The organism is Paenibacillus sp. FSL H8-0261 (assembly GCF_045040645.1).
Lineage (GTDB): Bacteria > Bacillota > Bacilli > Paenibacillales > Paenibacillaceae > Paenibacillus_AQ.
The window spans coordinates 6,289,465-6,316,463 of sequence record NZ_CP150297.1; the positions used below are offsets into that span (position 1 = coordinate 6,289,465).

The window sequence follows — 26,999 nt, forward strand, 5'->3', positions numbered from 1 at the left end:
GCCGCCGCAAAAGATATAGATCTAGTCTATGCCAGCACAGCAGGTGTGTCAATTTAAAGCGAACAAAAATGCGAACATTTTTTCGTATTTTTTAATGGTAATAAGTAGTCTAAGATTTCAACGTACACCTGAGATGTTAATCAAATCCTCTTCGGGTACAAAATCAGTATAAAAACCATCCACGCCCATACGGGCCAGTTCCCTAATTTCAGCTTCTTCATTTACTGTATGAACATATACACGAGCGCCAGCCTTCTTCAGCTTTTTAACAAAGCTCTTGGTGGCTCGGCCAACTGGCATGGTAATATCCACACCTGTTTTATTAACAAACTCAATAACTTGTTCATCCGTATCCTTGGATTGGTACAGAGTGTAAAGCACTTCTGGAAAAGAATACACCTTATTGATCTCATCAAGCATCGACTGATTATATATTTGTGGAACAATCCGATCTAATATGGCTGGATCCCCGCGCTGCGCCGCTTCTACCAACAATGTAAATTGTTTATTTATAAGTTCAGGTTTGATTTCTTTCGTATCGGTCACGATATAGGCATCTGGATAATGCTGCATCAGATCAAGCAACTTCTTGACATCGATTGGGGTGTATATATTCAGGATGGGACTATCCATGAATTCCTTAAAATCTAGTACCACCCCTTGTTTATTAGCAGGGAGAACATCCAACTGACCTAAAAGCTTACTCATGTTGCCTGACCACTCATGCCTACCTACTAGCTGATCATCAGCCGATAATAACAAGTCTACTTCAAATACGCGAGTTCCCTGTGCATAATTAGCAACAAATGCTTCAAAAGCATTGGTGTATGTATGCCCGTTAATGCCACCCATAGCATGTGCAATGACCTTGTGAGCTTCAAAGCCGCTTGCAGGCTGTTCATCTTCATTACTAAAAGCGATTACAAGTAACATGATAAGAGCTCCAATTACAATTACGGTAGCAACAATCTTTTTCTTATTCATAGTTGATAGTTTCCTTTGCGAAGTTTAGATTATGAAACAATAGAAAAACAATACCCCGCTCTACCATAGGTAGAAACGGGGATCGTATAAAAGTTTAATAAATCCAAAATAAGTGCAGGAATCAATAAGCATTTTTGTTGACGAAGCCGTTGCGAATTGTTTTGAAAATAATTCGAATGTCAAACAGTAAAGACCAGTTCTCGATATAGAAAATATCGTGTTTGATCCGCTCCTCGATGGAAGTGTCCCCGCGAAGTCCGTTACTCTGAGCCCAACCTGTGATTCCAGGTCGTACATGGTGCTTAACCATATACTTCGGAATTTCATCACGGAACTGTTCCACATAATATGGGCGTTCTGGTCGAGGTCCCACCACACTCATATGTCCCAGTAACACATTAAAAAATTGCGGAAGCTCATCCAGACTTGTCTTACGGATAAAGGTCCCAAATCTGGTTCTACGAGGATCTTCCCGCGTACTCCAGCCTGTATCCTCTTCACCATCCTGCTGCATCTTCATGGAGCGGAACTTATACATCATAAAATTACGACGGTTCAGTCCCACACGTTCCTGCCGGAATATAATCGGTCCCGGAGAGGTCAGTCGGACACCAAGAGCCACGATAAGCATCACTGGAGAGATCATAATAATTGCGAACAAAGAGAACACAATATCAAACAATCTTTTTGCCATCTTATTACCCGTCATATCTAGTGGAATATCACGAACATTAATCATTGGCATGCCTGCAAAGTTATCAAAGTAAGGGCGGGCTGGTAAGTAGTCAAAAAAGTCAGGGATAATCAGTGTGCGTACACCTGCTTTTTCACAGGCCGCAATAATTGAAGGATACTTCGAATGCGCATCAAGCGGCAGAGCAAGTATAACCTCATCCACAGGCAGCATCTCTAGCATTCCAGACAACTGGTCAACTGTTCCTAGAATCGGTTTATATCGTTGCTCTTCAATTCCATCCCAAGTATGATAGTCATCCAGGAAACCAATCGCTTCATATCCAAGCTCGGGGTATTGCTCTAGATTATTGTAGAATCTTTTGCCTAGCGTACCTGCACCGATGATAAGTACAAACTGTCGGTTGAAGCCTTTTTCTCGAAAAGATTTAAGCATTTTCTTCAGTACATAACGGTACAGCATAATAGAAAGAATGTTCAATCCCATGTAAAGAGCTAGATATGTTCGGGAGATATTTATTTCTTTCACAAAAAACATCAGACCAAGCAGAATGAAAATGCCCATAATATGCACTTGGAAAATCTTAATGAATTCATCGACAAACCGTTTCTTACGCTTCGGCAAATACAGCGACAGCAGTATACCGACTAACACTGCAATTCCGCCATAAATCATACTCCAGTAAGCGTACGACTCTACAGGCAACGGGTTTTCGTACTCCATCCAACCACTTCTAAACTTTAGCCACCAGGCTATAAGGAAGGACAGCTGGATGACAAGAAAGTCAGCCACCATATAGAGCTGTGTCAAAAATTTCTGATTACGCCGAATCATAAATTCACCTCAGTATTCTTTTCGTTACGTGCACCTGTTTCATTAGCGGAGTTAAGACTCTGAGCAGGTGATGGGACTGTTTTAGGCGAAGTTAAGGCATTCCGCAAAAGCGAAAGTGCGAACTTCACACCTACGCCGGCATATACTGTTCCATTTATCATACTGTTGTACTTCTTACTATAATGCTTACGATGAAATAAAATCATTGCCCGGTGGAATTCATAGACGATCTTAAACGGTCTGCGTCTGGCGCTACCGCCTTTAAGATGCACGATAGCAGTCTTCGGATAATAATAAATCTCCCAACCAGCCTCTTTAATACGATAACACCAATCTAAATCCTCGCCGTACATAAAGAACTCTTCATCTAATCCACCCACCTGGTTAATCGTCTCCCGCCGCAGCAGCATAAACGCACCAACCAGACAATCTATCGGGTAATCAAGATCAGGGTCCAGATAACCTAACTGGTAACCGTTAAACCTCGGACGATCCGGAAATAGCTTACTAAATCCAAAAGCATAATAGAACGAAGCAGACGGTGTAGGAAACCCCCGCTTGCAAGCTTTATCTAGTGAGCCATCCGGTAAAATAATCTTGCACCCTGACGCTCCTACATCAGGCCGACTATCCATAAAGGAGATCATCGTCTCTAGCGTATCCTTACGTACCACCGTATCTGAATTCAGCAGCAGCACATACCGTCCGGATGAAGCTTCCATCCCCTGATTATTAGCACGGGCAAAACCGACATTGTCGTTATTTGCGATCAACATTACACCTGGAAACTCTCTACTAATCTTCTCTACCGAATCATCATTGGAATTGTTGTCTATTAAAATAATCTCATAGGAATAGTTCGTTGCAGAGTCATACACCGACCTGAGACAATCCATCGTCAGGCGACACGTGTTGTAATTAACAATAAGTATGCTTACATCTACATTCACTGCGTAACGCTCCTGACAAATATAGTAATCTACCGACAATAATTATAACATAAAACCTCCCTGAGAGGAGGTGACGTTTTAGGGAGGTTTTTCCAGATGTGGTTTAACTTTCGTGTTTCTTTCTCTCTTTTATCGCGGCTTGTATATACTCCCGCTTCTTTTTTAACGCAGGGAGCTGAGTAAAAAAGGATTTCCACGCTGTAATTAACTGTGGCTCTCTCAGAAGCATATAACCATGAGCTGCAATTTCATAGGGGAGAGAAATGAAGATTGTCTTCAGCATAATTCGAGTCGGTTCATTCTTGTAGATCATTTTGTAGCGGTTAATGTAAGATATTCGTCGGATGAACAACGGCTTAGTGTTACGACCAGACGTTTTCCAGCCACGTTCGTGATACCCGATCGCCTCAGCATCATAATATCCCTGCCAGCCGAATAACTCCGCCCTCCAAGCCACATCCACATCTTCCTTATAGGCAAAAAAGTCTGCATCAAAAAACTCGCCATCAACAATTATGTCGTTGATCATCCGTCGAGAATACATCGCAGCCGCTCCAGATACACCGAATACAGGACCCGATTGCGTCCATTGGTCAGCTGGCTCACCCGCACCGCGATCAAATGCACGGCGTGCTCTGTTCATTCGGAGACCTGTGCTGTCTACCAGCCCATGATCCGCCTTCAGCAAAAGCTTGCCTGTGGCGCTGCCGATCTGTGGATTATTCTCCATCTGTGTGATTAGTCTGGAGATATAGTCTGGAGCCAGCGTAAGGTCAGGGTTAAGGACGAGCACGTAATCTGTATTCGTGGCCGAAATGGCCTGGTTGTGGGCTGGGGCGAAGCCTGTGTTAAGCTCATTCTCCAGAAGGTCAATTGTTGGATATTGCTTTATCTCCCTTGCGGAGTTCATAGCTTCATGCCCCACCAAGAATGCAGCGGGTGAGTCCGAGTTAAACTGGCGATAGAACGTTCTGACCTTATCCGCCGAACCATCAGTTGAAGCGTTGTCCACTACGACAATTTTTTTGACCAAATAATCCTGTGCCATTACTGCCTCTATACAATCTATGATGTCGTCAGCACTGTTGTAGGTGACGATATGTACACTTACTGTTTTGTTATCCATGAGTATCCTCGACTTTGTAATTTCTTGTTAACTACACACTCCCTTCTTATTATAACGAAAGAATACAAAAAACTCCCGTATCGTTATAAACGATTTGGGAGTTTCAATTGCTACTATCTTATTCTTTTAGCTCTAAGAGGAAATCTCTCAGGCCCTCACGCCAAGATCGAATATCCTGAAATCCATTCGTACGTATCGACAGATGCTCCATCACCGAATTCCGAGGACGTGGTGCAGGTCGCGGGAACTGTTCCGTAGCACACGGTTCAAGCTTAGCGGTGAATTTCAAACCCAAAATATCCTCAGCCTCTGCAAAGATCGCCTGTGTAAATTCAAACCAAGTACATGAGTCGCTATTTGACGCATGGTATACACCATACTTCTCAGTTTGGATAAGCTCAAGCAAGAAACGAGCTAAATCAACTGTATAGGTAGGCGAACCCTTTTGGTCATCGACTACTTGAAGCATTGGCTTTTCTTGACCAAGCTTTAGCATTGTTTTGACAAAGTTATTCCCGTATTTACCATACACCCATGATGTGCGTACGATGAAATACTTAGAGGAGAGGGATTGAACGAGCACCTCACCCGCACGTTTCGATTTACCATATATACTCTTAGGATCTGTATTATCATACTCATGGTAAGGCTGTACTCCCAAACCATCAAATACGTAATCCGTACTAATGTACACCAGCTTAGCTCCGGCTTTTTCAGAAGCTAGCGCTACGTTTCGACTGCCCGTTGCATTGATTAAATAAGCAGCATCGATGTCACTTTCTGCCGCATCTACTGCTGTATGTGCAGCACAATGAATGACAGCATCCGGTCCAAACTCACCAATAACCTGGATACACTGATCCAGATCGGTGATATCCATCTCTTGACGGTCACAGCCCATCACTTGGTGACCTTGATGCTGGAGTAGTAAAACTACGTCCTGACCCAATTGTCCGGCCGCGCCTGTAACAAGTACCTTCAGTTGAGCCATTATAGAGACTCTCCCAAACGATCGCCATATTGTAATTCAGCGTACTTCTGGTATTCCCCAGATTGAATGCGAGTCCACCATTCGCGGTTATTGAGATACCATTGGATGGTTTCTTTAATACCTGTTTCAAAAGTATGTTTCGGCTTCCAACCCAGTTCGTTCATAATCTTGGTAGGATCAATTCCATAGCGGCGATCATGACCCGGACGGTCTTGAACATAAGTAATCAGTGAATCAGGTTTGCCAAGTTCCTGCAATACTGTGTTCACGATATGCACATTTGTACGTTCGTTATTGCCACCAATGTTGTATACTTCACCGTTCACGCCCTTGTGGATAACCAAATCAATCGCGCTGCAGTGATCCTCAACATACAACCAGTCACGGATATTCATCCCATCGCCATATACAGGCAACGCTTGATCCGCAAGTGCGCGGGAGATCATAAGCGGAATAAGCTTCTCAGGGAATTGGTACGGGCCATAATTGTTCGAGCAGCGGGTAATGTTCACTGGCAGTCCGAATGTCTCATGGTATGCACGTACAAGCAAGTCGCCACCAGCTTTACTTGCCGAATATGGACTGTTCGGAGTCAAAGGAGTTTCTTCAGTAAACAAACCGGTTGCTCCAAGTGATCCGTATACCTCATCCGTAGAAACCTGAACGAATTTAGTAACGCTATATTTTTTCGCCGCATCCAAAAGTACTTGTGTTCCAAGCACGTTCGTCTTCACAAACACTTCCGGCTCCAAAATACTCCGATCCACATGCGATTCAGCCGCGAAATTTACCACTACATCAACACCTTGGCTAAACAAAGCATCCATTGCCTGTACATCTGTAATGTCTGCTTTTACGAACTTGTGGTTCGGATGATTTTCAATTGACTTCAAATTCTCCAAATTACCTGCATATGTCAACGCGTCTACGTTAACGATTTGATAATCAGGATGTTGTTGCAGCATGTATAATACAAAGTTGCTGCCGATAAATCCGGCTCCGCCGGTAACTAGCAGTTTCATTTATAGCCCACCTTTTGTTCAATGAAATGTTATGTTTATAATTCGAAGTTAAGTTCCGCGTCCATCAGTACAGGATGACGTTGATCTTTATCCGATAATATCGGACTAGAAGTCGGCCAATCAATACCTAACGCTGGATCATTCCATAATATGCCGCGATCATTCTCAGGGGAATAATATTCGTCCACCTTGTATAACACTTGGGTATTAGGGACCAACGTGCAGAAGCCATGCGCGAAACCTTTAGGTACAAGCAGTTGGCGTTTGTTATATTCGCTAAGAATTACGCCAACCCACTGACCAAATGTTGGTGAATTACGACGGATATCGACGATAACATCATAAATAACACCGGATAAGACGCGGATTAATTTTGTTTGGGCTTTAGGGTTCAGTTGGTAGTGAAGACCTCGTAGAACACCGACCTCTACTGAGAGGGATTGGTTATCTTGAATAAATTGATAGTTAAGTCCGAGCTTATGCATGATTTCTTCGTTGTAGCTTTCCATAAAAAAACCCCGGTTGTCGCCATGGACAACCGGTTCTAGTAGGCTTGCGCCTTGTAGTTGTAAGGCTGTAGCTTTCATAATCACAAAACTCCTTCACATCTAAAGTTTCAGCTTTCCGAATTCCTCACCAAAAACAAGGTCTTGAGCTAAGTTGTGTGCTTTAGCTAATGATGCATGTGTACCTGCATCCGTCCACCAACCTTGAAGAACATCAAAGGTCAATTCTCCACGTTTAATATATGCATTATTAACGTCAGTAATCTCTAGTTCTCCACGTGCAGAGGGAGTAATCGTCTTAATAATGTTAAATACTTCGGTATCGAACATATAAATGCCAGTCACTGCATAACCAGATTTAGGCTCGCTTGGTTTCTCTTCAATGGACAAAATCCGATTGCCATCTAATTCAGGCACCCCAAAACGCTTCGGATCAGGGACTTCCTGAATCAGTATCTTTGCGCCTGTCTTTTGCTCACGGAAATTACGTGCATAAGGTGAAATATCATCAGCAAATACATTATCACCTAGAATAACGATCATTTGATCATCCCCAACGAATTGCTCGGCCAAGTCTAAAGCCTGTGCAATTCCGCCCGCTTCATCTTGTACTTTGTAGGTAAAGCAGACACCCATTTCACGTCCACTGCCTAATAGATTAACTACGTCGCCCATATGCTCTTTACCAGTAACGATTAGTATGTCTGTAACATCAGCTTGTTTTAATTTATAAACAGAATGAAAAATCATAGGGTATTTCCCTACGGGGAGCAGATGTTTATTAGTGACCTTTGTTAAAGGATATAGACGTGAGCCTGTACCTCCTGCGAGTATGACACCTTTCATATCTAACCTCCAGTTGTTAAGACTTAAATAGGTCTGCTACAGATATATTGTACTGTTTTATCCACTCTTTGATTTGTCTATTATCTACTTTTTTCAACTTATTATTTATAGATCTTTTCTTTAACATTACAAACAGCATTTTCCATACATCTTTATGCGCTTTTAATAGAGTTAAAACTAATTTTTTCGTTGAAGTGTTAGTCATTAACTCATTAGTTGCACCTTTCTGTTTAAACATATTTAGTAGTTGATAAAGATAAAGTCTAATTGTATACATTGGGTTCATTAGAACCAAAGAAAGCGGGAAATTTTTGATAACAAACCAATAATGGTTACGTTCAACTAAGTAAGTCTTAAAAAGAGAATACTTCCCTGCAGTTGAGGAGTATCTGTGATAGACAACAGCTTCACTTACATAGAAGCACTTCCATCCAGATATTTGAAGGCGAAATCCTAGATCAGTATCTTCACAATAACAAAAAAAATCTTCATCAAATAATCCAACCTCATCTAAGGCCTTTTTTCTGTACAAGACTGCACAACCACTAGGTATTAAAATTGGTTCGGAAATATTATAATCATGAATACTTTCATTTCTACCTCTAGCTCGTGACATTCCACTAGGATTGATTAGTAAACCAGCTGAGTCAAGATAATCTTGCTCATAATATGAGATTATTTTGCAGCCACAACTGCCATACTCATCATTGTGATCAAGAACTTTAGCCAAGGACTCTAACCAGGAAGCCTCAGCTGTAGCATCGTTGTTTAGAAGCGCGATATATTCCCCGTTAGCCTCTCTGATCGCCACGTTATTACCCTTAGCAAATCCAAGATTAGTCTTTGATTCTATTAGTTTTACTGAGGGATACTGTTTAATTTTCTGCACAGAATCATCGCTAGAATTATTATCTAACACAATAATCTCCAAGTTTGTGTAAGTTTGATCGATTATTGATTCAATAGACTCACCGATATAATCCGCACCATTATAATTCACTATAATGACAGATATTAAATTATTCACTATCCACCTTCTTTCTAGATATCTTCTTTTGTTTTAGAACAGAAATGCTGTAAGGTAGTAGTGGAACAGCATAAATAAACAATGTAACATAAGTTAAGATTTTACTCGCTAGGATTGGGGATAATACTGCTAATGTTGTATAGCCCCAAAAGTGTAATATAGCAATCATTGTTACTTCTGTACTACCCTGGCCACCTGGTATCATACTTAAAACACCAACTATCATACCTAAAGAATGTACTATGATTATCTTAGCAATTGTGATTTCAATATTAAATGCATGAAATATCAAATATAAATAAAAGTATTCAGAAATAATTGTGAGAAAGGATGTAATGAGAATAATAACGCCGAGTTTTGGTTCTTTAATGGGAATAAGCAAGCTTTGCTTTATATTAACTAAAACACTCCTTAATCTTGCACCGAATATTTTTATCACCATTATAAAAAATAATATTATGCAGAAAATAACCACAATCAGTATTAAATAGTTATCTTGGATACCTTTAAAATTATCACTCACAAAAGAAAATAAATTTCCACTAAAGATCGAGATTGCAATTAATGAATACAATAAGACACATAGTAACTCTATAATTTTATCTAAGAATAAAATCGGTAGAACCTTAGATACGTCAATTATATATTTAAATTTCAAATAAGCTGAAACAAGAATTTCTCCAGCCCGTCCTGGAATAAATGCACCCATAAGTTGACTAGAAGCAGTTAATGATAAAGTTTCCTTAAAACCAATGTTTGTGTACACATTCAGAATTCTATTTAGCTTAAAAGACCTCAAAAAAAGTACTAAGGTATATACAAAAAATCCTGCAATTAAATAATAATAATTAATATTTCCAAATCTATTCTGTAGAAACAAAATTAATCCAATACATAAAATAGCCCCTAAAACAACATATAAGAGTCTTTTTTTATTCACCTTTCACCATTCTTCTCTCCATAAACAATAACTTCGTTTATTTTATCAATCAATAATTTTCAATTCACCAAATTCATCTCCCATCAAAAAAACACTGATAGTTGGTTAGCACTAGCCTTAGCACTAGTCAAGGAGGAATAGGTTCGTGCACTTTAGCCTTAGATATATTAGTCGTTAGCTACTTTTTACAATAATAATGATTATTAAAACCGCTTTTCACTACCTCTAAATCTAAAAAGATTCACTTTAATTTTCATGAAAATTATAAAATACGATGAAAACTATAGATTCCCCAATAAAACAGATGTATTTTATTCTGATAGTATAGTTAAAAAATAATTTCCACTTACCTTTCACTACTTTTATAAATACGATATTTTTCTACCTGCTCGTTGCTAATTGGTATTTGGTATGATTTCAACTGTTCTATATCCATTTTAATCAAGCCTAACTCTTGCGTTAGCTTAGTAATTTTAGACGCATTTTTAGATATTACTATCGTCATACTAAAAGATATTGTAAGATTTGAAAGTATGAACAACAGAAATAATACATTTACAGGAGTTTCAATGCCAATTGAATGAGCGGTATAAACAGAAATTCCAGGGAATATAGCTAATATAATAATTAAGAGACTCATAGCTAGCCAAATTAAAGCATATTTTAACTCAAGACGATATTTCCTTATCATATTCATTAATACAATGAATACTAGTAGAGAACTAATTATCAGGGTCAGTTGGAGTTTTAATTCAATCATTTTTCCACCTCAATTATTGTTCTTTTTCTCAAGGTGTCAATTAATACGGCGAGAGTAACTTTAAGCATATAATAAACAGCCTTAAAAGATTGGATAGATGATACTCCTCCTACCCTCTCTTTCATAGTTACAGCTACTTCCATTACCCTATATCGATTTCTTAATAAATACACTATTGACTCTGGCTCAGGATAATCAGTGGGGTAATTTAAAGCAAACAATTTGATAATATCTTTATTACACGCTCTAAACCCAGATGTTGGATCAGTTACTTTTTTACGATACAACATCCCTATCAGAAAACTAAAATAACTTATACCCATTCGTCTAAACACGGTAGACTGAAATCCTTTTTTCTCTATATATCTTGACCCTATGACAAAATCGGCATGCCCCTTAACAATAGGTGCTATCAAATCTTTCACATAATATGGATCATGTTGCCCATCCCCGTCAACCTGGATTGCAATATCAAAATCATTATTGTAAGCGTAGATATACCCAGTCTGAACGGCTCCTCCAATTCCCAAATTACAAGGTAAATTCACAATCGTAGCGTTAGCCCCCTTACATAACAAACTTGTACTGTCCTGGGAACAATCATTTATAACCAAATACTCTATTTCAACATTAGTGATACTTAGACTATTAACTTTATTCAATAGAGTTAAAATATTGCTTTGCTCATTATAAGCCGGAATGATTAAAAGGACTCTTTTTTGCAATGTTACCCACCTCTTATTAATAATCTACTGTTCTTAGCTTCCTTAACATGTATAGATATTGAACATAGTAGATATCTGAAATGTTCATGAATCAAACTATTCTCAAATGCCTCTCAACTACCTAATATTTCAATAATGAGCTATAACAATACAACTACTACTAAACATTAGAAGATTGTGAAATTTCTTAATTCAATCTATCTTCAAGCTTTCTAGTCGAACTAGTAACTCTCTACTATCTCCATTCATAAGAACATTATTCGGAATGAATGCATTTTCAGAAGAAACATTTACAACAACTTTATCTTCGTTTATATCCTTTTCCAGCTCAACTTTATATACTTCACTATTATCCTTATCTATTTTTATTTGATTATCCGCTTGTGCTGTACTAAATTTCATGTCAATCACCCTATTAGGGTTTGCTCCTTTGGATATATTCAAGTATAGATTAAATTTTTCTTTCCCTTGTAAACCATATGCTTCTATACTAAAATTTTTCTCAGTCCAATTATCAGGATACCTATTTTTAATTAAGTACTGAACATTCATATCCATCGATTCCAAATTATAAATATCATATTGCGCTAAATTTGTATCCATTTTCTTATAACCTTCAATACCTATATTTTGAAGTGCGTTTATACGAGTAATAATATATTGTGGATAATTAGGCAAATCAACTCGTTCATTGATTTGAAATCCAGTCAAAGGGAGATTTTCAATACTAAAATCACCTTCATCTTTTAATTTATTTACAAAATCATCAAAGAGCATATATCTATAATCTGCATCCTGAAGACCCATTTCTAAATTACTTTCACTTGCAACCGTTTGTCCTATAACCAATACATCCTTATTTTCAACAATATGATTAATTGCAGTTATGTCCTGAATCAAACTCTCTTGCCCCAACTTAGTGTCATTCTGCCAATTATACCAAATCATTGTATTAAAAAGAAATGAACCGAGGATGCCCACGAATAACCCTATTGAAATTATTTTTTTGTTTTTACGAATTGCATATAACATTAAAATTATTACAATAAGAAAAAAACTTTTCAATAGATACTCTCCATATGCATATCTATCAAAATAACGAAAACTCATAATGATGGGAGAATCAATTGGTGAGCCAGCATTAATACGTAATGTTGCAATACTTATAAAAGCAAGAGTAATATACAGTGCATTAATCAATTTTTTATGCTGATCAGTATTCACACCAATCTCCCATGAATATAATCCCAAGGTAATTAAAATCACAAAATAGCTATAAATGTACCTGAAATGTACTCTTATACTAGAGTCATTTGGTGATTCAACACCAATTGTCAACATTATTGCAACACTCAATGTAATAAAACATGTCGTTAATACAATTAGAGCAAACTTTTGTTGATAATCTGTAAATTTTTTAAAATTAAGAATTATTAATAAAATAGGTAATATTCCAGTACAAAGCAACAATAAAAGTAAGTATATATTTATCGCATAAAAATATCTGATTAATTCTTCAATATTCAATAATTTCCGTAATAGCACATGAATGATTGATGATGTAGCATAATTATTATTTATATCACTATTAACAAAGTAAAACCACTTACTATAGGCATAGTTAAAAAAAATAAATGTACATCCAAAACTCCCTAAATTTACAATAGATTGCTTTACTTTTTTACTACTGAATATTTCCCATACAAAAAAGATAACTAACGTAATAAATATTGATAACCCAAAATCCTTACAAATGGTTAATAGAAACACTAAGAACCCTAACAAAATTGAGGTAGTATATTTATTTTTATCGCTTTTAATTAATCGAATAAGTACCAATAAAGTAAGTAATGTTAGTGGATAAAACAAATTATCCTGCACTATTTTGGATGAATATGCCATTTCAGGCATAAGAAAATTCAATACAACGCCAAAATATGCAATTTTTCTACTACTTGTAAGCATTATGATAATTTTATAAATGAAAAATACAGTTGAACTCATCAGGAATACATTTATTGATATTACACCTATATACTGGTAATCATTAGGCAAATTAAAAGCTGGGGCAATAGACATTGAATACAGAATTGTTTTAATATCCATATTAAATCCTCTAAATATCATTTCAAAGGATTCATTTATACTTTTACCAAAATTATACCAAAGTACTTCATCGTAAAACGTATCTGGAATCACGAATTTAATTGCTAAGTATAATCTAACTATGAAATTAACGAAAAAAATGGCTAACAATACATATATATCTTTTAAATTTTTGACTTTTTCTATAACCATGCTTTTCCTCCCTGAATTCCAGCGGCCTTTCGTCATTGCCTGAACATAGAAGTTCAGACTCTACCGACCCAATATCACATATATAGGGTATATTCTTTCACGTTACTTATCGTGATCAGTATTTTTTTAAAGATCCGTCCCCATATGCCACTATCTTTTCAGGCGACTTAGCCTCCCTAAGTATTTTCTCGATCAATACATGCAATAAATTTATTAATGATTATTTCCCAATCAAAATACTTAATAACATATTCTTTCCCACTGGTACCCATCTTGCCTCTTAAGTCATTATTCTTTAACATAACATTCAGACAAAATTCAAATTCGTTATAGTCCGTATAATACAGCCCTGCATTACCACGATCACAATGTCCTACTAAAACATCACAATGACCGTTAACTAATACCGGGGTTTCATAATACAAACTCTCTAGTACAACCATGGACAGGCTCTCGAACTTAGATGGCATCATTAGAATTTTTGCTATCTTCATCGCGGCAAACTTTTCTTCGTCAGAAACAAAACCCAGGGGGATAATATCGGGATGTTTAGGAATATCAATGACCGATTTACCCATAAGTAATAATTTTGGGGCATCTGGTTCCTTTTTTTTATATTCTAGATAATAATCAAATAATTCCTTACATCCCTTGGATTCATCAATTCTACCCACATACAAAATAAAATCATCATTCACCTTAAATTTATCTTTAAATGCATGAATATTTATTTCTTTATCCGGTACATCTACTCCTACCCCGGCAACAACATTATTGATATATTGATTATTAAAGGTTTTATGAACAAATTGTTTTTCCTCCTCTGTGAGAAAAACAATAGATTGAGGAAGGTGAAATAATGGCTTGAACATAGAAAAGTATATATAAGGTTCATCATGAGCAGTAGGGACAAGAATAGCTTTTTCCGCAGCCTGGGGAAGGCCAAAAAAAGTTGTAAAATAAAGATACGTAAAGAAAATAATTTTATGATATTGATTTTGACTTTTCTGTATATATTCAATTAATTCAAACGAGGCCGGTCCCTGTGCTTTCATCCACTCAAGCTCATCGTAAATGTTTTTTTGGGGTTTAGTGAATACTTGTTCATTGATCTTATTAAAGACTTTTGATTCCCTTGGAAAATCAGTTTTAAATCTCCGCACAGTAATACCGTTTATCTTTTCGATATCTTCCGTATAATGATTCTCCCAAGTTACATAGTCTAGAGCCTTTGTTGTTAGTATCTCCACCTCGTAATGTTGACTTAACTTTTCAGCAATCAACCGACAGCTCAATTCTGAGCCCCCATTAACCTCAAGACCATATCTCTGCACAACAAAAGCAATTTTCTTCTTCATATTACCTCCGGATAGTCCATCACTTGTTTCAAGCAAAAGTAAACTCTTTTTGTAACTGCTTAAGAAAAATATCACTAGTATTTATTTTCGAGAAATAATGTAATCGTTCTTTTTGGTTTATCAATAACCTTTCCTGTAAACTCAAATCACTTACTACTACTTTGATTAATGACGCAATTGACTTGTAATCTTTTTCCAAGAATAATAGTCCGCCATTGCCCATAGTCTCAGGTACTGCTGCTTCTTTATATGAAATAATAGGAATTTCGAATTTCATTGCTTCCAGTATAGGAACACAAAAGCCCTCATGTTCGCTCATATTTAAGAAAATATCAGCATTTTTATAGTAGGTTAGAATATCATTAAAAGGTACATGACCTGTTATATAAACATCATCTATACTAAGCTGTTTCACAAGACCTTTCAGTTGCTCATAGTATCTCTCCATACGAGTGTATGATCCGACCAAAAATAGCCTTGCATTCACATCGAAGTACTTTTTGTAAAAATAAAATGTCTTGATAATATCCTCTTGTTTTTTGTTAGGAGCAAGTCTACCTACAAAAATCAAGTCGGTTCCCTTTTTAGAGTTTTGTATTTTTTTAAATAGCTCCTTATTGTAAGCACCCTCATAATCTTCATAATTAATAATAATGGGGGTCACATGAGTATTAGTGTAACCCACATCAATCAATTCAGACTCATTATACTGAGAATCAGCAAAAGCGACATCGATATAATCTTTTAAGAACTCCAATTCATCTCTGCCTTTATCACAGAGATCACCTGACTGATCATCGTAACCTCTAAAATAATGGCTGGGTGTTATATTATGATACAGAATCATCTTTTTATCAGTAAACTTCGGGATTTCATATGCAAGATCACAACCAATAGCTAAATGATAAATAACTGGCTTATCTTTTGGAATGGAACTTGCAGGTAGAACAATATTAGAAAGCTTAGGGTGAATATGTTCTGCGTAAATCTTTGATTCAATACCTGCCCTTTCCATCGTCTTCTTCATGTTCAAGGCGGAGTTACTCACTGCATCCCCATAGCTCATCGCTGGGAGAAGTTGATTTATAATCATATTATCTCACCATTTTATATTTTATTTTTTACCAGCCACAAAGTAATCCTGGTTACCAAACACAGTCTCATTCCAATGTTGTAGCCCCGTATTAAATTTATTTAAAACATCTTGGTCCATAGACGTAATCTCTAAAGGTGGAAGCTGAACTATAGGATTATTAGGAGAAAAATATTGCACCTCTACATCTCTAAAACCTTCAGTTTCCCAAATAAACTTAGCAGTAAATGGATGGACTGGTTTGTTATGAGTAAGATCCAAATAAAAACTTTGGGCAAAAATAGATAAGCTACGCGGATTCGGGGTTTCGGCTATTAACCAAGCATTCGGCTTTAATTTTCTGTAAGCCAATTTAACCATTAAAATTAAATCTTCAGCTTTCATATGCTCAATTACTTGGCCTAGAAAAATTCCATCTACAGAGTTGTCTTCTATGGTCTGTAGATAGTCGAGAAGGTTCATTTTTTGAATATTAAACCCTCTGTCTTTGCAATAGTCCACCATATCATCGTCTAGGTCTACAGAGACCACATTAATTCCTGCTTGAAGCATAAGCTCAGTAAACTCGCCGCGCCCGCATCCAAGATCCAATACATTTTTTGCCTCAGAGAAATAAGGTAGATATTGCTTTTGTCTATCAATAATCTCCTCTCTACTTCCTCTGTAATATTCCTCAAATAAAAAATAATCAAAATCCAATCCCTGATTCTCTTTTGAAATATTATGATCAGTTAGAATAGGAGTAAAGTGATCTTCATAACCCCCTGAATTGGAGATTACTTTCAACTTTCTCTCAATTCTCCGTAATCTTTCGACCATAACTCGAGTATTATTTTTTATGGTTGTTATTTCTGCCCCCGCATTTATCCCCTCAAGCTTAGTATCGATAATCTCATGCTTAGTATTAAACGCACCCTCAATAGAGTGTACATACTGTTCTAAATAAAACACTTTCTTATTCAGTTCTGCATATTCAGCTTCATTTAATGATTTATTTAAAGCTTCATATTTATCTGCGACTTTTTTATATTGCTTCTGAAGCATCTCAATCTGTTCGTCTTTCTTTGATAAATTAGCTTTTGCTTCATCAAGTTGTTTGTTAATCACTTGAAACTGATCCACTGTATTTTTAAATTGTGTAAACATCTCGTTCATTGTTCGTGTTACGTTCCCATTAAATTCATTTTGAGAGGTCGCATATGGGTTTACATACCATCGCATCATTTTACGAACCAATTTTTTCGCATTGACAATAAAAGGTCCGAGGACTTTACGATGTGATGTAATTGAAAATTCAGGATTGCTATGCCATGATCTATTTACGATATCGACCTTGCTGTAAAGCTCTTTTAGATCAATGCTGGAAGCATCTGTTCTTTCGTAGTACTCAAAGGTTACAGATGATAAATCTTCATTTATATTGTGTTTGCCCAATTCAGCTTTCATTTTCGCTATAATCTCTTGAACATTTATTTCCTCATCATTTACTTCAATATTCATTAACTAAATCATCCTTTCAATTCCCAAGAATGCTCCAACCGAACAACTCCTACATCATTTATATCAGATGACACCTGAAACGAATATGCATGAGTTAAATAATCATACGGTTCTCCATTTTCATGATGAACAGCAACATCCAATTTATATACTCCTGGAAGAAATAACAATCTGTCAATTTTAAACTGGAGAGTCCCCTCTCCTTGTAAATCATTAATATTAATTGATCTATCAATATGAGTATTTGTACCGTAACAATATATATTATCACTAGTGTTAAAACCAACACCAAAGACAATACTATCTGTTTTGTGATTTACTCTATACTTGATATTAATATTCATAGATTCACCAGTATTAAAATTCTTTTTCAATTCATCCTGATTATCACTGAACCAAACATCAACAATCTCCACCTTTTTATTACCAAAACGTGTATCTTTGAAACTTTCCACGTTAGATGTTTCTAATGTTTCTGTGATCTGTTTAGTTTCCACTGTGGTCGCATTTGAATTATCTACTTCTTGAACAGCTATCAACCTTTTATTTTCTTCTCCGGAAAGAAATGACATATATTCCATAATAACATCTCTAGGAGATCCATCTGCAGTAATCTTACCATTGTGTAGCCAAACAGCACGATCACATATTTTTTCCACCATACTATTATCATGCGTAACTATAACAATAGTTTTCCCCTTACCCTTCAGCTCCTTGATTTTTTCAATACATTTATTTTGAAAAGCACTATCCCCAACAGCTAACACTTCATCAATCAGCAAAATATCCGGATCTACGCTAATAGCTACTGAAAAAGCTAACCGCATGTACATACCAGATGAATATATCCGGACTGGCTGATTAATATATTCTCCCAACTCAGAAAATGAAATTATCTCTTTTAACTTAGCGTCAATTTCTTTTTTAGAGAGACCAAGTATAGAGGCATTCATGTAGATATTCTCTATTCCAGTAAACTCTGGATGAAATCCTGCGCCCAATTCCAAAAGACTAGAAACTCGACCAAAAACATCGAGCATCCCTTTATCCGGAAAGAGAATTTTTGTCATAATTTTCAACAAAGTACTTTTACCTGATCCATTTCTCCCGACTAATCCTACTGCTTGGCCCTCAGCTATCTCTAGATTGATATCTCTCAAAATCCAATCTTCTTTAATAACTTGCTTTCCAAAATTCAATACTCTATCCTTCAAGGTACTCTGCTTATCAGTATAATGCCTAAATTTTTTAGATACATTGTCAACTTTTATGGAGTAGGACAAACCGCTCCCTCCTTTAAACTTCTTCAGCAAATCTTCTGCTAAGTTTTCTGAATATTACCCAAGAGACCACTAACAGCACTAAATTATATACTAAGGATTGCAACAAAGTCCCAAATACAGGACTACGATGATAATAAAAAATATCTTGTAAAGACTCTACGATAGGTTTCATAGGATTGATATTAAAAATAAATTGATATTTTTCTGGAATCATAGTTGCTGGATAAATAATAGGAGTAAAATAGAACCATGCCATAACAATCGCTCCTAATATGTGCTCTAAATCTCGAAAATAAACATTTAATGAACTAAAGAGCAAAGTTAATGCATAGGTAAGAAGGAATTGCAAAAATAAAATAATTGGAAAATAAAAGGCATGTACAGACATTGACATACCGCTAATAAAAATAGCAGCCACCATAATTATCAAACCAAATAAATAATTCACTATCCCTCCTAATACAGTTGATAAAGGGAGCACTTCGTGAGGGAAATATATTTTCTTTATGAGATTTGAATTGCGAATAATGACACTAGCACTACCAAGTATCGATGACGAGAAATTCATCCACGGCAAAAGACCAATAAACATATATATAGTGTAATTAGGCATGTCGAATCTCATAATAGTTGAAAACACAATCGTATACACTAATAGCATTAATAAGGGATTCAAAAACGTCCATAAAAAGCCCAAAACAGATCCTTTGTATCTGGTTCTTAAGTCCGAAAGAACCATGCTCTTTATCATCTGCCTATAGTTCGTTAATTCAAGCAATATTTTTTTCAATCTAAACTCTTCTTTCTTTTTGAATTTTTTCACGCCAAAAATTCAAAGTGTCCTCTAGGGTCTTTTCAATTGGAATTTCTTGTTTCCAGTCAATCAAGCTTTTTATTTTCTCATTAGACCCCACATATAATGGGATATCAACATTTCTTAACAAGCTTTCATCTGTGTTCACTTGAATATCATAAGTTGATAATTTAATAAGATTATCGAGTACATCCGATATGGAAAGTGGGGAAGCAGAGCATATATTATATGCTTCGCCTGGTATCCCACTATGAATTATTTGACTATATGCACGAACAATGTCCCTAACATCGAGGAAATCTCTCTTTGCAGAGAGATTTCCTACGCTCATTATTGGTTCTATCATTCCAGCTTCTATTTTAGCGATTTGATTAGAAAAGTCAGTAGTTACAAAACCCAAACCCTGACCAGGTCCTATATGATTAAAGGGTCTTACATGTACTACATTCATGCCCAAAGATGCATATAATTTTGCCAACATAAACTGAGAGACCTTAGATATTCCATAGGGGTTAATAGGATTAAGGAAACTGTTCTCTTTTATTGGAATATTGTCTGCAGAAACAATACCATATTCCTCCGAAGACCCTATGGAAAGGACCTTAGTCATTTCAGCAATCTTAGAACGTCTAATTGCTTCATAAAAAACAGCAGCGTTAATCACATTTGATTCCATTGTAAAAGTTATACTATCCCAGGACTTCTTTACAGAACTTTGAGCAGCCAAATGAAAGATCAAGTCAGGTTTAACATCATTCAAAATCTTGATTATTTCTTCTTCATTATTAAATTCAAGTTGAACTCTGTTAAGTGAACTATCTTGTATATCAGATTGAATACGACTAGTTCCCCAGACTTCTATGTTTTGTACCTTTAACAACTCTTCCAAATGTAACCCAACAAAACCATTCACCCCAGTAATAAGAGCTCTCATATTTGATCCATCCTTATATTAGTGGATTTTTTTTAACTTCTCCAAATCACTATCCACCATCATCTTCACTAGCTGCTCAAAACCAACTTCAAGTTCCCAGCCCAGTTTCTCTTTAGCCTTGGTGCAGTCACCAAGCAGCAGATCTACTTCAGCTGGTCTTACAAACTTCTGATCAATTACAACGTAATCTCTCCAATTCAAACCAACATGGGTAAATGCGATTTCCACCAATTCTTCAATAGTATGTGTTTCACCAGTTGAAATCACGAAATCATCCGCTTTATCTTGTTGTAGCATCAACCACATAGCTCTCACGTAATCGCCTGCAAAGCCCCAGTCTCTCTTTGCATCCAAGTTACCTAAACGAAGTTCATTTTGCAGTCCAAGCTTAATTCTTGCAACAGCATCAGTAACTTTACGTGTTACGAATTCAATACCCCGACGAGGTGATTCGTGGTTAAATAAAATACCGGAGCAAGCATACATATTGTAGCTTTCTCTATAATTTACAGTGATCCAGTGTCCGTATACTTTAGCAACTCCGTAGGGACTACGTGGATAAAAAGGCGTAGTTTCTTTTTGTGGAGTTTCTACTACTTTCCCAAACATTTCACTGCTGGAAGCTTGATAGAATCTAGCGTCTGGCTTTACTAAGCGTACAGCTTCAAGCATGTTTGTTACGCCGATCCCCGTTGCTTGTCCTGTAGCAACCGGTTGAATCCAAGAAGTTGCCACAAATGACTGTGCCGCTAAGTTATATACTTCATCCGGGTTAGAGATGCGTACTGCATTAATCAGAGAGCCCATATCTAGCAAATCCCCGTCAATAAATTCTATTTCATTTTTCAAGTGTTCAATATTCTCAAGAATCGGCACACTTGTTCTGCGTCGCAAACCGAATACCTTATATCCTTTAGAAAGCAAAAGTTCTGCCAAATATGAACCGTCTTGTCCAGTAATACCAGTAATGAGTGCGTGCTTAGTCATTGTAATAACTTCCCCTTTAATGTTAATTGTAAATTACAAATATTGTTCAAGCTTCTGCATACGTAATTCTTTGAGCAGCAGCTTAACTTCTTGAGCCTTGTCTTTTGTGCAAATTAAGGTTACATCTTCAGTATCAACAATTATTAAATCTTCAACACCAAGTGTTGCAATTAATTTACCATTGCTCTCAATAATACAACGTTTTGTATCTAGGTTTAATATATTACCTTTGATAACATTACCATTCTCATCGAGATCACTTATTCTCTCTAGAGCAGTCCAGCTACCAACATCATCCCATCCGAATACACAAGGAATAACATAGATATTATTTACTTTCTCCATAATTCCATAGTCAATAGATTGGTCTGGCATTTTAAGAAACTCCGAACGAATGATTGTTTCACGATTTTCAGAGTCAAATACTGTTTTCATAGTCTCCAAAATATCATGCATCTCTGGCATAAGTTCTTTAATGTAACCTCTGATCGTCTCGATTTTCCAAACAAAAATACCACTATTCCAAAAGAAATTACCAGATTCAAGATAAGCTTGAGCCGTATCTAAATCAGGTTTCTCAACAAACTTATTTACTTTATGAACATTCAACTCATTAATTTCCTTGAATTGGTCACTGCTTTCAATGTATCCATATCCGGTCTCCGGATAGGTAGGTTGAATACCAAGAGTTACAAGATTACTATTATCCTGTGCAACCTCAACTGCAGTTTTTAAAATTTGGATAAACCCTTCCTCATTCTCAATAATATGATCTGAAGGAATAACTATCATTGTACTATCAGGAAACCGGTCCTCAATAATAATAGATGCTAACCCAATACAAGGTGCTGTGTTTCTCCCAACTGGCTCAATAATAATATTCGAATGCGGTAAATGCGGAATTTGCGCTTTGATCAATTCAGCATACAGTTCATTGGTAACAATGAAGATCTGACTGATATCTATCAACTTCTCTAATCTAGCTATTGACTGTTGAATCATCGATTTGTTGCCTGAGATATTTAGAAACTGTTTTGGGAGATTCGTTCGACTCTTAGGCCAGAAACGCTCCCCTTTTCCACCTGCCATGATTACACAAGTAATTGTCATTTCATCCTCCAAATTTCCACAAAGAAATATATTCTAATCTCTTTTTAATCAATTCGCCTATCGCTTGTGGAGAGTAATTCTTCTTTATATGTTCCTCACCTTTAGACGAAATTGCTTCATAAAAGTTCCTATCGTCACAAAGTTTACGCATATATTGGCTCGCATGCTTTACATCAGGATCGGCCCAGTATTGATAAGCTTTATAAGGTCCATGATCATGATCTAGCTGTACTAATCTATAATCCACTAAGCACGAATTGTTAAGGTTCATAAAATCCACATTAGATGACCAATTTGTTCCAATAACCGGTTTACCAAGATACATAGCCTCCGCTAATCCAAGGCCAAAGCCCTCACTTCTATGAAGTGATACGTAACTATCAATTACAGAAATTAATGCATTGGTATCATTTCTAGATAAAGTTCTATCTATCAAGAAAATATTTTTGTAATTTCCAATAAGCTCATGTAATTCATTCAACTCTTTCGAATCTCGCTCTACACTGTTCACCTTAATAACCAAACCAACAGAATCATCATCAGGTGGAAAAGCTAATTGAAATGCCATAATAGAAGCTTGAGGATTCTTTCTGGCCTGATAACTTTTCAGATCATACATAGAAAGAAAGAGAAACGTTTGTTCAGGCAAATTAAAATAAGTCCGATCCCTAACATCAGTAATACTAACTTCAATACTATGAGGAATCTTAACAACAGGAACCGGACTTTTCATAGCAATAGAGTCAACTACAAACGTAGAAGGTGCCCAAATCTCATCTACTAAATTAAAGCTTTCTTTCCAGTCGTCTGGGAAATCAGGTAATTCCCAATGCCAGAATCCAATATTATAACGATTTTTAAAAATAGAGTTCCCGTAATGCGCATAGACTTCAATCATTTGCTCAGCATTAATATGAAACAAATTAAGATTATACTCAGGGTCTGCCATTTCCTTATGTACCCAGGTATTATCATTCATGCTTGCAGAATTAGTACCTGTAAAATTGATAATTCCAAATGGAATTTCTACTGCATTCAAGCTTTTAGCAGCTATTCTGCAAGACTCTCCTATACCCATCTCCGCTCTAGAATACCCAACTAAATTCACACCCGTTAATGCACCTTTATTATTCTCCGATGTGCCATTCTTATGGATTGGAAAGGCAGTTTTAAGTAAGCCTTTCTTTATCCTCTGTCTAGTTTCTAAAGAAAATAATTTGACTGCTATTGGTTTTAATTTAACAGCCAATTTATAAAGTCTCTTATAAATAAAAGATTTAGCATTAGACATAGCAACTTATCTTCCCGTTTCGTTTCATTTAATAAAGCCTCCATACAGTATCTAGATAAAGTATTTCTTTTACATTTAGTTATTTAACATCACAGACTTGGATTAAAGTAGCTCAATGATTATACTATATGCTAAAATATTGTCGTACCTACAGGAAAAGGAGATTATAACGTGTCGAAACCAGTATACGGTAAAAACGCCGCTCAGTCGAGAAATGTTGAAAAGACAGCAAGTCCGATATGGGCCTTGGTTGTTGCTTTTATTTTATTTTTATGTTGGGCCCCATTTCAAGTGGGATTATTTAACGGACAGCAGTTAGACTTCGAGAAGCCTATATATGTGTCAGCACTAGTAAGTGGACTTTTGCTGCTAGTCTGCGTTGGCTTATACTACAAAAAATTCAAACTAGATGAACAGAGGGACTTAGTGGCTTCAGCTTCAATATTACTGCCTCTGACTTATGCTCTATCATTGTTTGTCGCAGTTTCGCATTATATGGCAATGAATATGTTGTTTATTCAGAGCATGTATGTTGCAGTCTTCATTATAGCCTTTTATCTCTTGAAGCAAAAGCAAGTAAATGTTGTCATTCAAAACGCTATTCTAGCAATTGCTTATTTCATAGTAGGTTTTGGACTTCTAAATTGGCTGGGAAGCAATAAATTAGCAGGAGTTCTAGTAGGTTGGTTTTCGAACACTGTTCGTAATGGCATCTATTTAGATGCAGTTATGACAGACTCTAACGGACTTCGTCTGACTTCGATCTTTCAATATGCAAATACCTACGCAGCGTTCTTGATGGCCTTTCTATTTGTAGCTATATTTGCTCTTATTCGCTCTAAAAAATGGTACGGAACGTTAACACATAGCTTTATGTTAGTTCCCATCATTGTATCAATCTTATTAACATTATCTCGTGGTGGCCTAGTATTGCTACCTGTAGTATTTATATTGCTGCTGATGTTCTTGAAACCTGCACAGCAAATCCTTTGGATTCTACATCTTGGTTTTGCTGGTATTGCTTCGTTACTCATTACGACTCCAGTGACTAACCTAGGATTAGAATTAAATACGAATTTCACTTCTTCCGGTGCCTTGAAGGGCTGGGGTTATCTGCTTGGAGCTTCAATGGCTGTTGCTGTAGTATCTTGGGTCATTCAGAGGTTTGTCGCTCCTTGGCTAGAGAAGAAGCTTAGCAATTGGTCGTCGCGTAAACTGACAGGTCTATGGATTCCACTTGGTTCTGTTGCACTCGTCGGAATTGTAGCTTTCCTACTAATAGGTACAAGCGCAAAAAATATCTTACCTAGCAATATGGCAACTCGTCTTGAGAACATCAACTTCCAGCAACATAGTGTTCTTGAGCGGATTACTTTTTATAAAGATGCGATGAAGGTAGTTAAGGATTATCCGATTCTTGGTGCTGGTGGTGGTGGATGGTCCTCATTATATGAGCACTATCAGAACAACCCTTACACCAGCCGCCAAGTGCATAACTTCTTTTTACAATACTTGATTGAGGTTGGGATCCTTGGTTTTATCGTATTTATGGGATTCATTTTGTATATTTTCTATAAATACATTCGTGGGTATGTGAAACGGGATAAAAATGATTTTGAGAATGGTTTCTTTTATCTAATTATTGCTCTATCCATTCTTGTTCACAGTCTACTAGATTTCAATATGAGTTATGCCTTTATGGGAATACTCGTCTTCCTTGGACTGGCGGGAATGGCAGTTGTCATGGATAGTAAAAAGCTACGTAAAAGTTGGAATAAAACTGGTTTGCGGCTTGGATATTCCGCTGTTCTCACAGTAGGAACTGTATTCTTGATATTCCTCTCGATTAGCTATATTGGTTCCAGTAATGCAGCCCTAAAGGGTAAAAATCTAATCGGGGTTAGTAATTCTTACGAGGAAATTAAGAAACCATTAACTGAGGCTTTAAAAACACGTCCAGGTCATCCAGAATCAGTCTTATACCTATCCTCGTTAGATCTACAGGTGTTTAAGCAGAATCAGGATGAACAATTTCTAAATGAGGCTTATAGTGTACTGACTCGAGCACTAGAGGATGAACCATACAACAAAAATATTTTAACTCAGTTAGTAACCTATTATGACCTAAAAGGTCAAAATGATCTTGCATACGGTGTTTACCGTGATAATGCTGATAAGTTCAACTGGGATATTAGTTGGTATGATACTCTCATCAGCCGTTCCTTTGCATTAGGTCAGCAAGCCCTTAACCAAAAGGATGAGACAAAAAAACAAGCGTATTTCAATGAAGCTCAAGAAGCCTATGATCATGTTCTCACTGGTATAGAACATTTGAAGACTCTTCCACCAGAACAATTGCAAGGGCGTCCTTTCTCAGTAACACCAGCAATGGCTTTGAACGTCGGAAAAATGCAGCTATTATCTGGGCAAGAAGATGCAGCAAAGACAACTCTGAAGCTTAGTTCAGATGCTAATTACACGGATATTATAAATAGTGAAACTCCATGGAATATTGATTGGTACAGTTCACTCATCAGCCGTTCTTTTGATTTAGGACAAGCGGCTTACGCACAACAAGATAATGAAGATAGATTAGAAAATATGAAAGCTGGCTTTGCCGTTGGGCTTTTGGCCTACAATCATGTACTTGCGGATAATGAACTTTCCAAGACTCTTGCTCCAGATGTGAAACTGAAGGTAGGGAAAATGCATTATATGTCTGGACAGCTACAAAATGCAGTCTCCATCTTGAAACCAGCCATAAGCCAAGATTTCGCAGATGCAACGAATCGTGAAATTGCCCGTTGGTACCTTGCTGCATTGACGAAAACTGGTGGCGAAGATCAGGCGATATACAATTCACTGATCGCAGCTGATCCTGCGGAAGCAGCACAAATCGAGGCCATCGCAAATTCACAATTCTAAA

At 36.6% G+C, this 26,999-nt stretch carries 23 protein-coding genes; 1 reads left to right on the forward strand and 22 read right to left on the reverse strand.

Going from position 1 to position 26,999, the window contains the following annotated elements; genetic code table 11:
* Positions 1 to 117: 117 nt before the first annotated feature.
* From MHI27_RS28160 to MHI27_RS28265, 22 genes are all read right to left on the reverse strand, one after another.
* Positions 118 to 984 (reverse strand): phosphatidylinositol-specific phospholipase C/glycerophosphodiester phosphodiesterase family protein, encoded by an 867-nt coding sequence (locus MHI27_RS28160; RefSeq protein WP_405175116.1) that lies wholly within the window; start codon positions 982 to 984, stop codon positions 118 to 120.
* Between the two features lie 121 nt (positions 985 to 1,105).
* Positions 1,106 to 2,512: an undecaprenyl-phosphate glucose phosphotransferase gene (locus tag MHI27_RS28165; RefSeq protein WP_076286915.1), complete on the reverse strand. Its 1,407-nt coding sequence runs from the start codon at positions 2,510 to 2,512 to the stop codon at positions 1,106 to 1,108.
* Positions 2,509 to 3,408 (reverse strand): glycosyltransferase family 2 protein, encoded by a 900-nt coding sequence (locus MHI27_RS28170; RefSeq protein ID WP_371916453.1) that lies wholly within the window; start codon positions 3,406 to 3,408, stop codon positions 2,509 to 2,511. Before MHI27_RS28170 ends, MHI27_RS28165 begins: the two co-directional genes overlap by 4 nt.
* 157 nt (positions 3,409 to 3,565) lie before the next feature.
* Positions 3,566 to 4,588 (reverse strand): glycosyltransferase family 2 protein, encoded by a 1,023-nt coding sequence (locus MHI27_RS28175; RefSeq protein WP_405175117.1) that lies wholly within the window; start codon positions 4,586 to 4,588, stop codon positions 3,566 to 3,568.
* Between the two features lie 118 nt (positions 4,589 to 4,706).
* Positions 4,707 to 5,570: a dTDP-4-dehydrorhamnose reductase gene (rfbD, locus tag MHI27_RS28180; protein ID WP_341053405.1), complete on the reverse strand. Its 864-nt coding sequence runs from the start codon at positions 5,568 to 5,570 to the stop codon at positions 4,707 to 4,709.
* An 8-nt stretch (positions 5,571 to 5,578) separates the two neighbouring features.
* Positions 5,579 to 6,601 (reverse strand): dTDP-glucose 4,6-dehydratase, encoded by a 1,023-nt coding sequence (rfbB, locus tag MHI27_RS28185; RefSeq protein ID WP_042192239.1) that lies wholly within the window; start codon positions 6,599 to 6,601, stop codon positions 5,579 to 5,581.
* Between the two features lie 35 nt (positions 6,602 to 6,636).
* Positions 6,637 to 7,188, reverse strand: coding sequence for a dTDP-4-dehydrorhamnose 3,5-epimerase (rfbC, locus tag MHI27_RS28190; protein WP_405175118.1), 552 nt, complete (start codon positions 7,186 to 7,188; stop codon positions 6,637 to 6,639).
* Positions 7,189 to 7,209: 21 nt separating this feature from the next.
* On the reverse strand, positions 7,210 to 7,953 hold the full coding sequence (locus MHI27_RS28195; protein ID WP_405175119.1) for a sugar phosphate nucleotidyltransferase: 744 nt from the start codon (positions 7,951 to 7,953) through the stop codon (positions 7,210 to 7,212).
* Between the two features lie 16 nt (positions 7,954 to 7,969).
* On the reverse strand, positions 7,970 to 8,980 hold the full coding sequence (locus tag MHI27_RS28200; protein ID WP_405175120.1) for a glycosyltransferase family 2 protein: 1,011 nt from the start codon (positions 8,978 to 8,980) through the stop codon (positions 7,970 to 7,972).
* Entirely contained in the window at positions 8,973 to 9,920 is a 948-nt protein-coding gene (locus tag MHI27_RS28205; RefSeq protein WP_405175121.1) for a YbhN family protein, read from the reverse strand. Before MHI27_RS28205 ends, MHI27_RS28200 begins: the two co-directional genes overlap by 8 nt.
* A gap of 346 nt (positions 9,921 to 10,266) precedes the next feature.
* Positions 10,267 to 10,680 carry a DUF2304 domain-containing protein gene (locus MHI27_RS28210; protein ID WP_405175122.1) on the reverse strand — a complete coding sequence of 138 codons (414 nt, stop codon included), beginning with the start codon at positions 10,678 to 10,680 and terminating at the stop codon, positions 10,267 to 10,269.
* Positions 10,677 to 11,405, reverse strand: coding sequence for a glycosyltransferase family 2 protein (locus MHI27_RS28215; RefSeq protein WP_405175123.1), 729 nt, complete (start codon positions 11,403 to 11,405; stop codon positions 10,677 to 10,679). The genes MHI27_RS28210 and MHI27_RS28215 overlap by 4 nt, the downstream gene beginning before the upstream one ends.
* 192 nt (positions 11,406 to 11,597) lie before the next feature.
* Entirely contained in the window at positions 11,598 to 13,703 is a 2,106-nt protein-coding gene (locus MHI27_RS28220) for a glycosyltransferase family 39 protein (RefSeq protein ID WP_405175124.1), read from the reverse strand.
* A 176-nt stretch (positions 13,704 to 13,879) separates the two neighbouring features.
* Positions 13,880 to 15,061 carry a glycosyltransferase family 4 protein gene (locus MHI27_RS28225; RefSeq protein ID WP_405175125.1) on the reverse strand — a complete coding sequence of 394 codons (1,182 nt, stop codon included), beginning with the start codon at positions 15,059 to 15,061 and terminating at the stop codon, positions 13,880 to 13,882.
* Positions 15,062 to 15,089: 28 nt separating this feature from the next.
* Positions 15,090 to 16,154 carry a glycosyltransferase gene (locus MHI27_RS28230; protein ID WP_405175126.1) on the reverse strand — a complete coding sequence of 355 codons (1,065 nt, stop codon included), beginning with the start codon at positions 16,152 to 16,154 and terminating at the stop codon, positions 15,090 to 15,092.
* Positions 16,155 to 16,175: 21 nt separating this feature from the next.
* Entirely contained in the window at positions 16,176 to 17,654 is a 1,479-nt protein-coding gene (locus MHI27_RS28235; protein ID WP_405175127.1) for a methyltransferase domain-containing protein, read from the reverse strand.
* Positions 17,655 to 17,662: 8 nt separating this feature from the next.
* Positions 17,663 to 18,937: an ABC transporter ATP-binding protein gene (locus MHI27_RS28240; RefSeq protein ID WP_405175128.1), complete on the reverse strand. Its 1,275-nt coding sequence runs from the start codon at positions 18,935 to 18,937 to the stop codon at positions 17,663 to 17,665.
* 13 nt (positions 18,938 to 18,950) lie between these two features.
* The gene (locus MHI27_RS28245; protein ID WP_405176811.1) at positions 18,951 to 19,688 is read right to left on the reverse strand and encodes an ABC transporter permease; all 738 of its coding nucleotides are present in this window, start codon (positions 19,686 to 19,688) and stop codon (positions 18,951 to 18,953) included.
* Between the two features lie 40 nt (positions 19,689 to 19,728).
* Positions 19,729 to 20,685 carry a GDP-mannose 4,6-dehydratase gene (locus MHI27_RS28250; RefSeq protein WP_405175129.1) on the reverse strand — a complete coding sequence of 319 codons (957 nt, stop codon included), beginning with the start codon at positions 20,683 to 20,685 and terminating at the stop codon, positions 19,729 to 19,731.
* A gap of 18 nt (positions 20,686 to 20,703) precedes the next feature.
* Positions 20,704 to 21,672, reverse strand: a complete 969-nt coding sequence (gmd, locus tag MHI27_RS28255; RefSeq protein WP_375104170.1) for a GDP-mannose 4,6-dehydratase — start codon at positions 21,670 to 21,672, stop codon at positions 20,704 to 20,706.
* Between the two features lie 33 nt (positions 21,673 to 21,705).
* On the reverse strand, positions 21,706 to 22,782 hold the full coding sequence (locus MHI27_RS28260) for a mannose-1-phosphate guanylyltransferase (protein WP_405175130.1): 1,077 nt from the start codon (positions 22,780 to 22,782) through the stop codon (positions 21,706 to 21,708).
* A 1-nt stretch (position 22,783) separates the two neighbouring features.
* Positions 22,784 to 24,073, reverse strand: coding sequence for a glycosyltransferase (locus MHI27_RS28265; RefSeq protein WP_405175131.1), 1,290 nt, complete (start codon positions 24,071 to 24,073; stop codon positions 22,784 to 22,786).
* Between the two features lie 171 nt (positions 24,074 to 24,244).
* Here MHI27_RS28265 and MHI27_RS28270 point away from each other — a divergent pair, with 171 nt between their 5' ends.
* Positions 24,245 to 26,998 carry an O-antigen ligase family protein gene (locus MHI27_RS28270; RefSeq protein WP_405175132.1) on the forward strand — a complete coding sequence of 918 codons (2,754 nt, stop codon included), beginning with the start codon at positions 24,245 to 24,247 and terminating at the stop codon, positions 26,996 to 26,998.
* The last annotated feature ends 1 nt before the right edge of the window (position 26,999 follow it).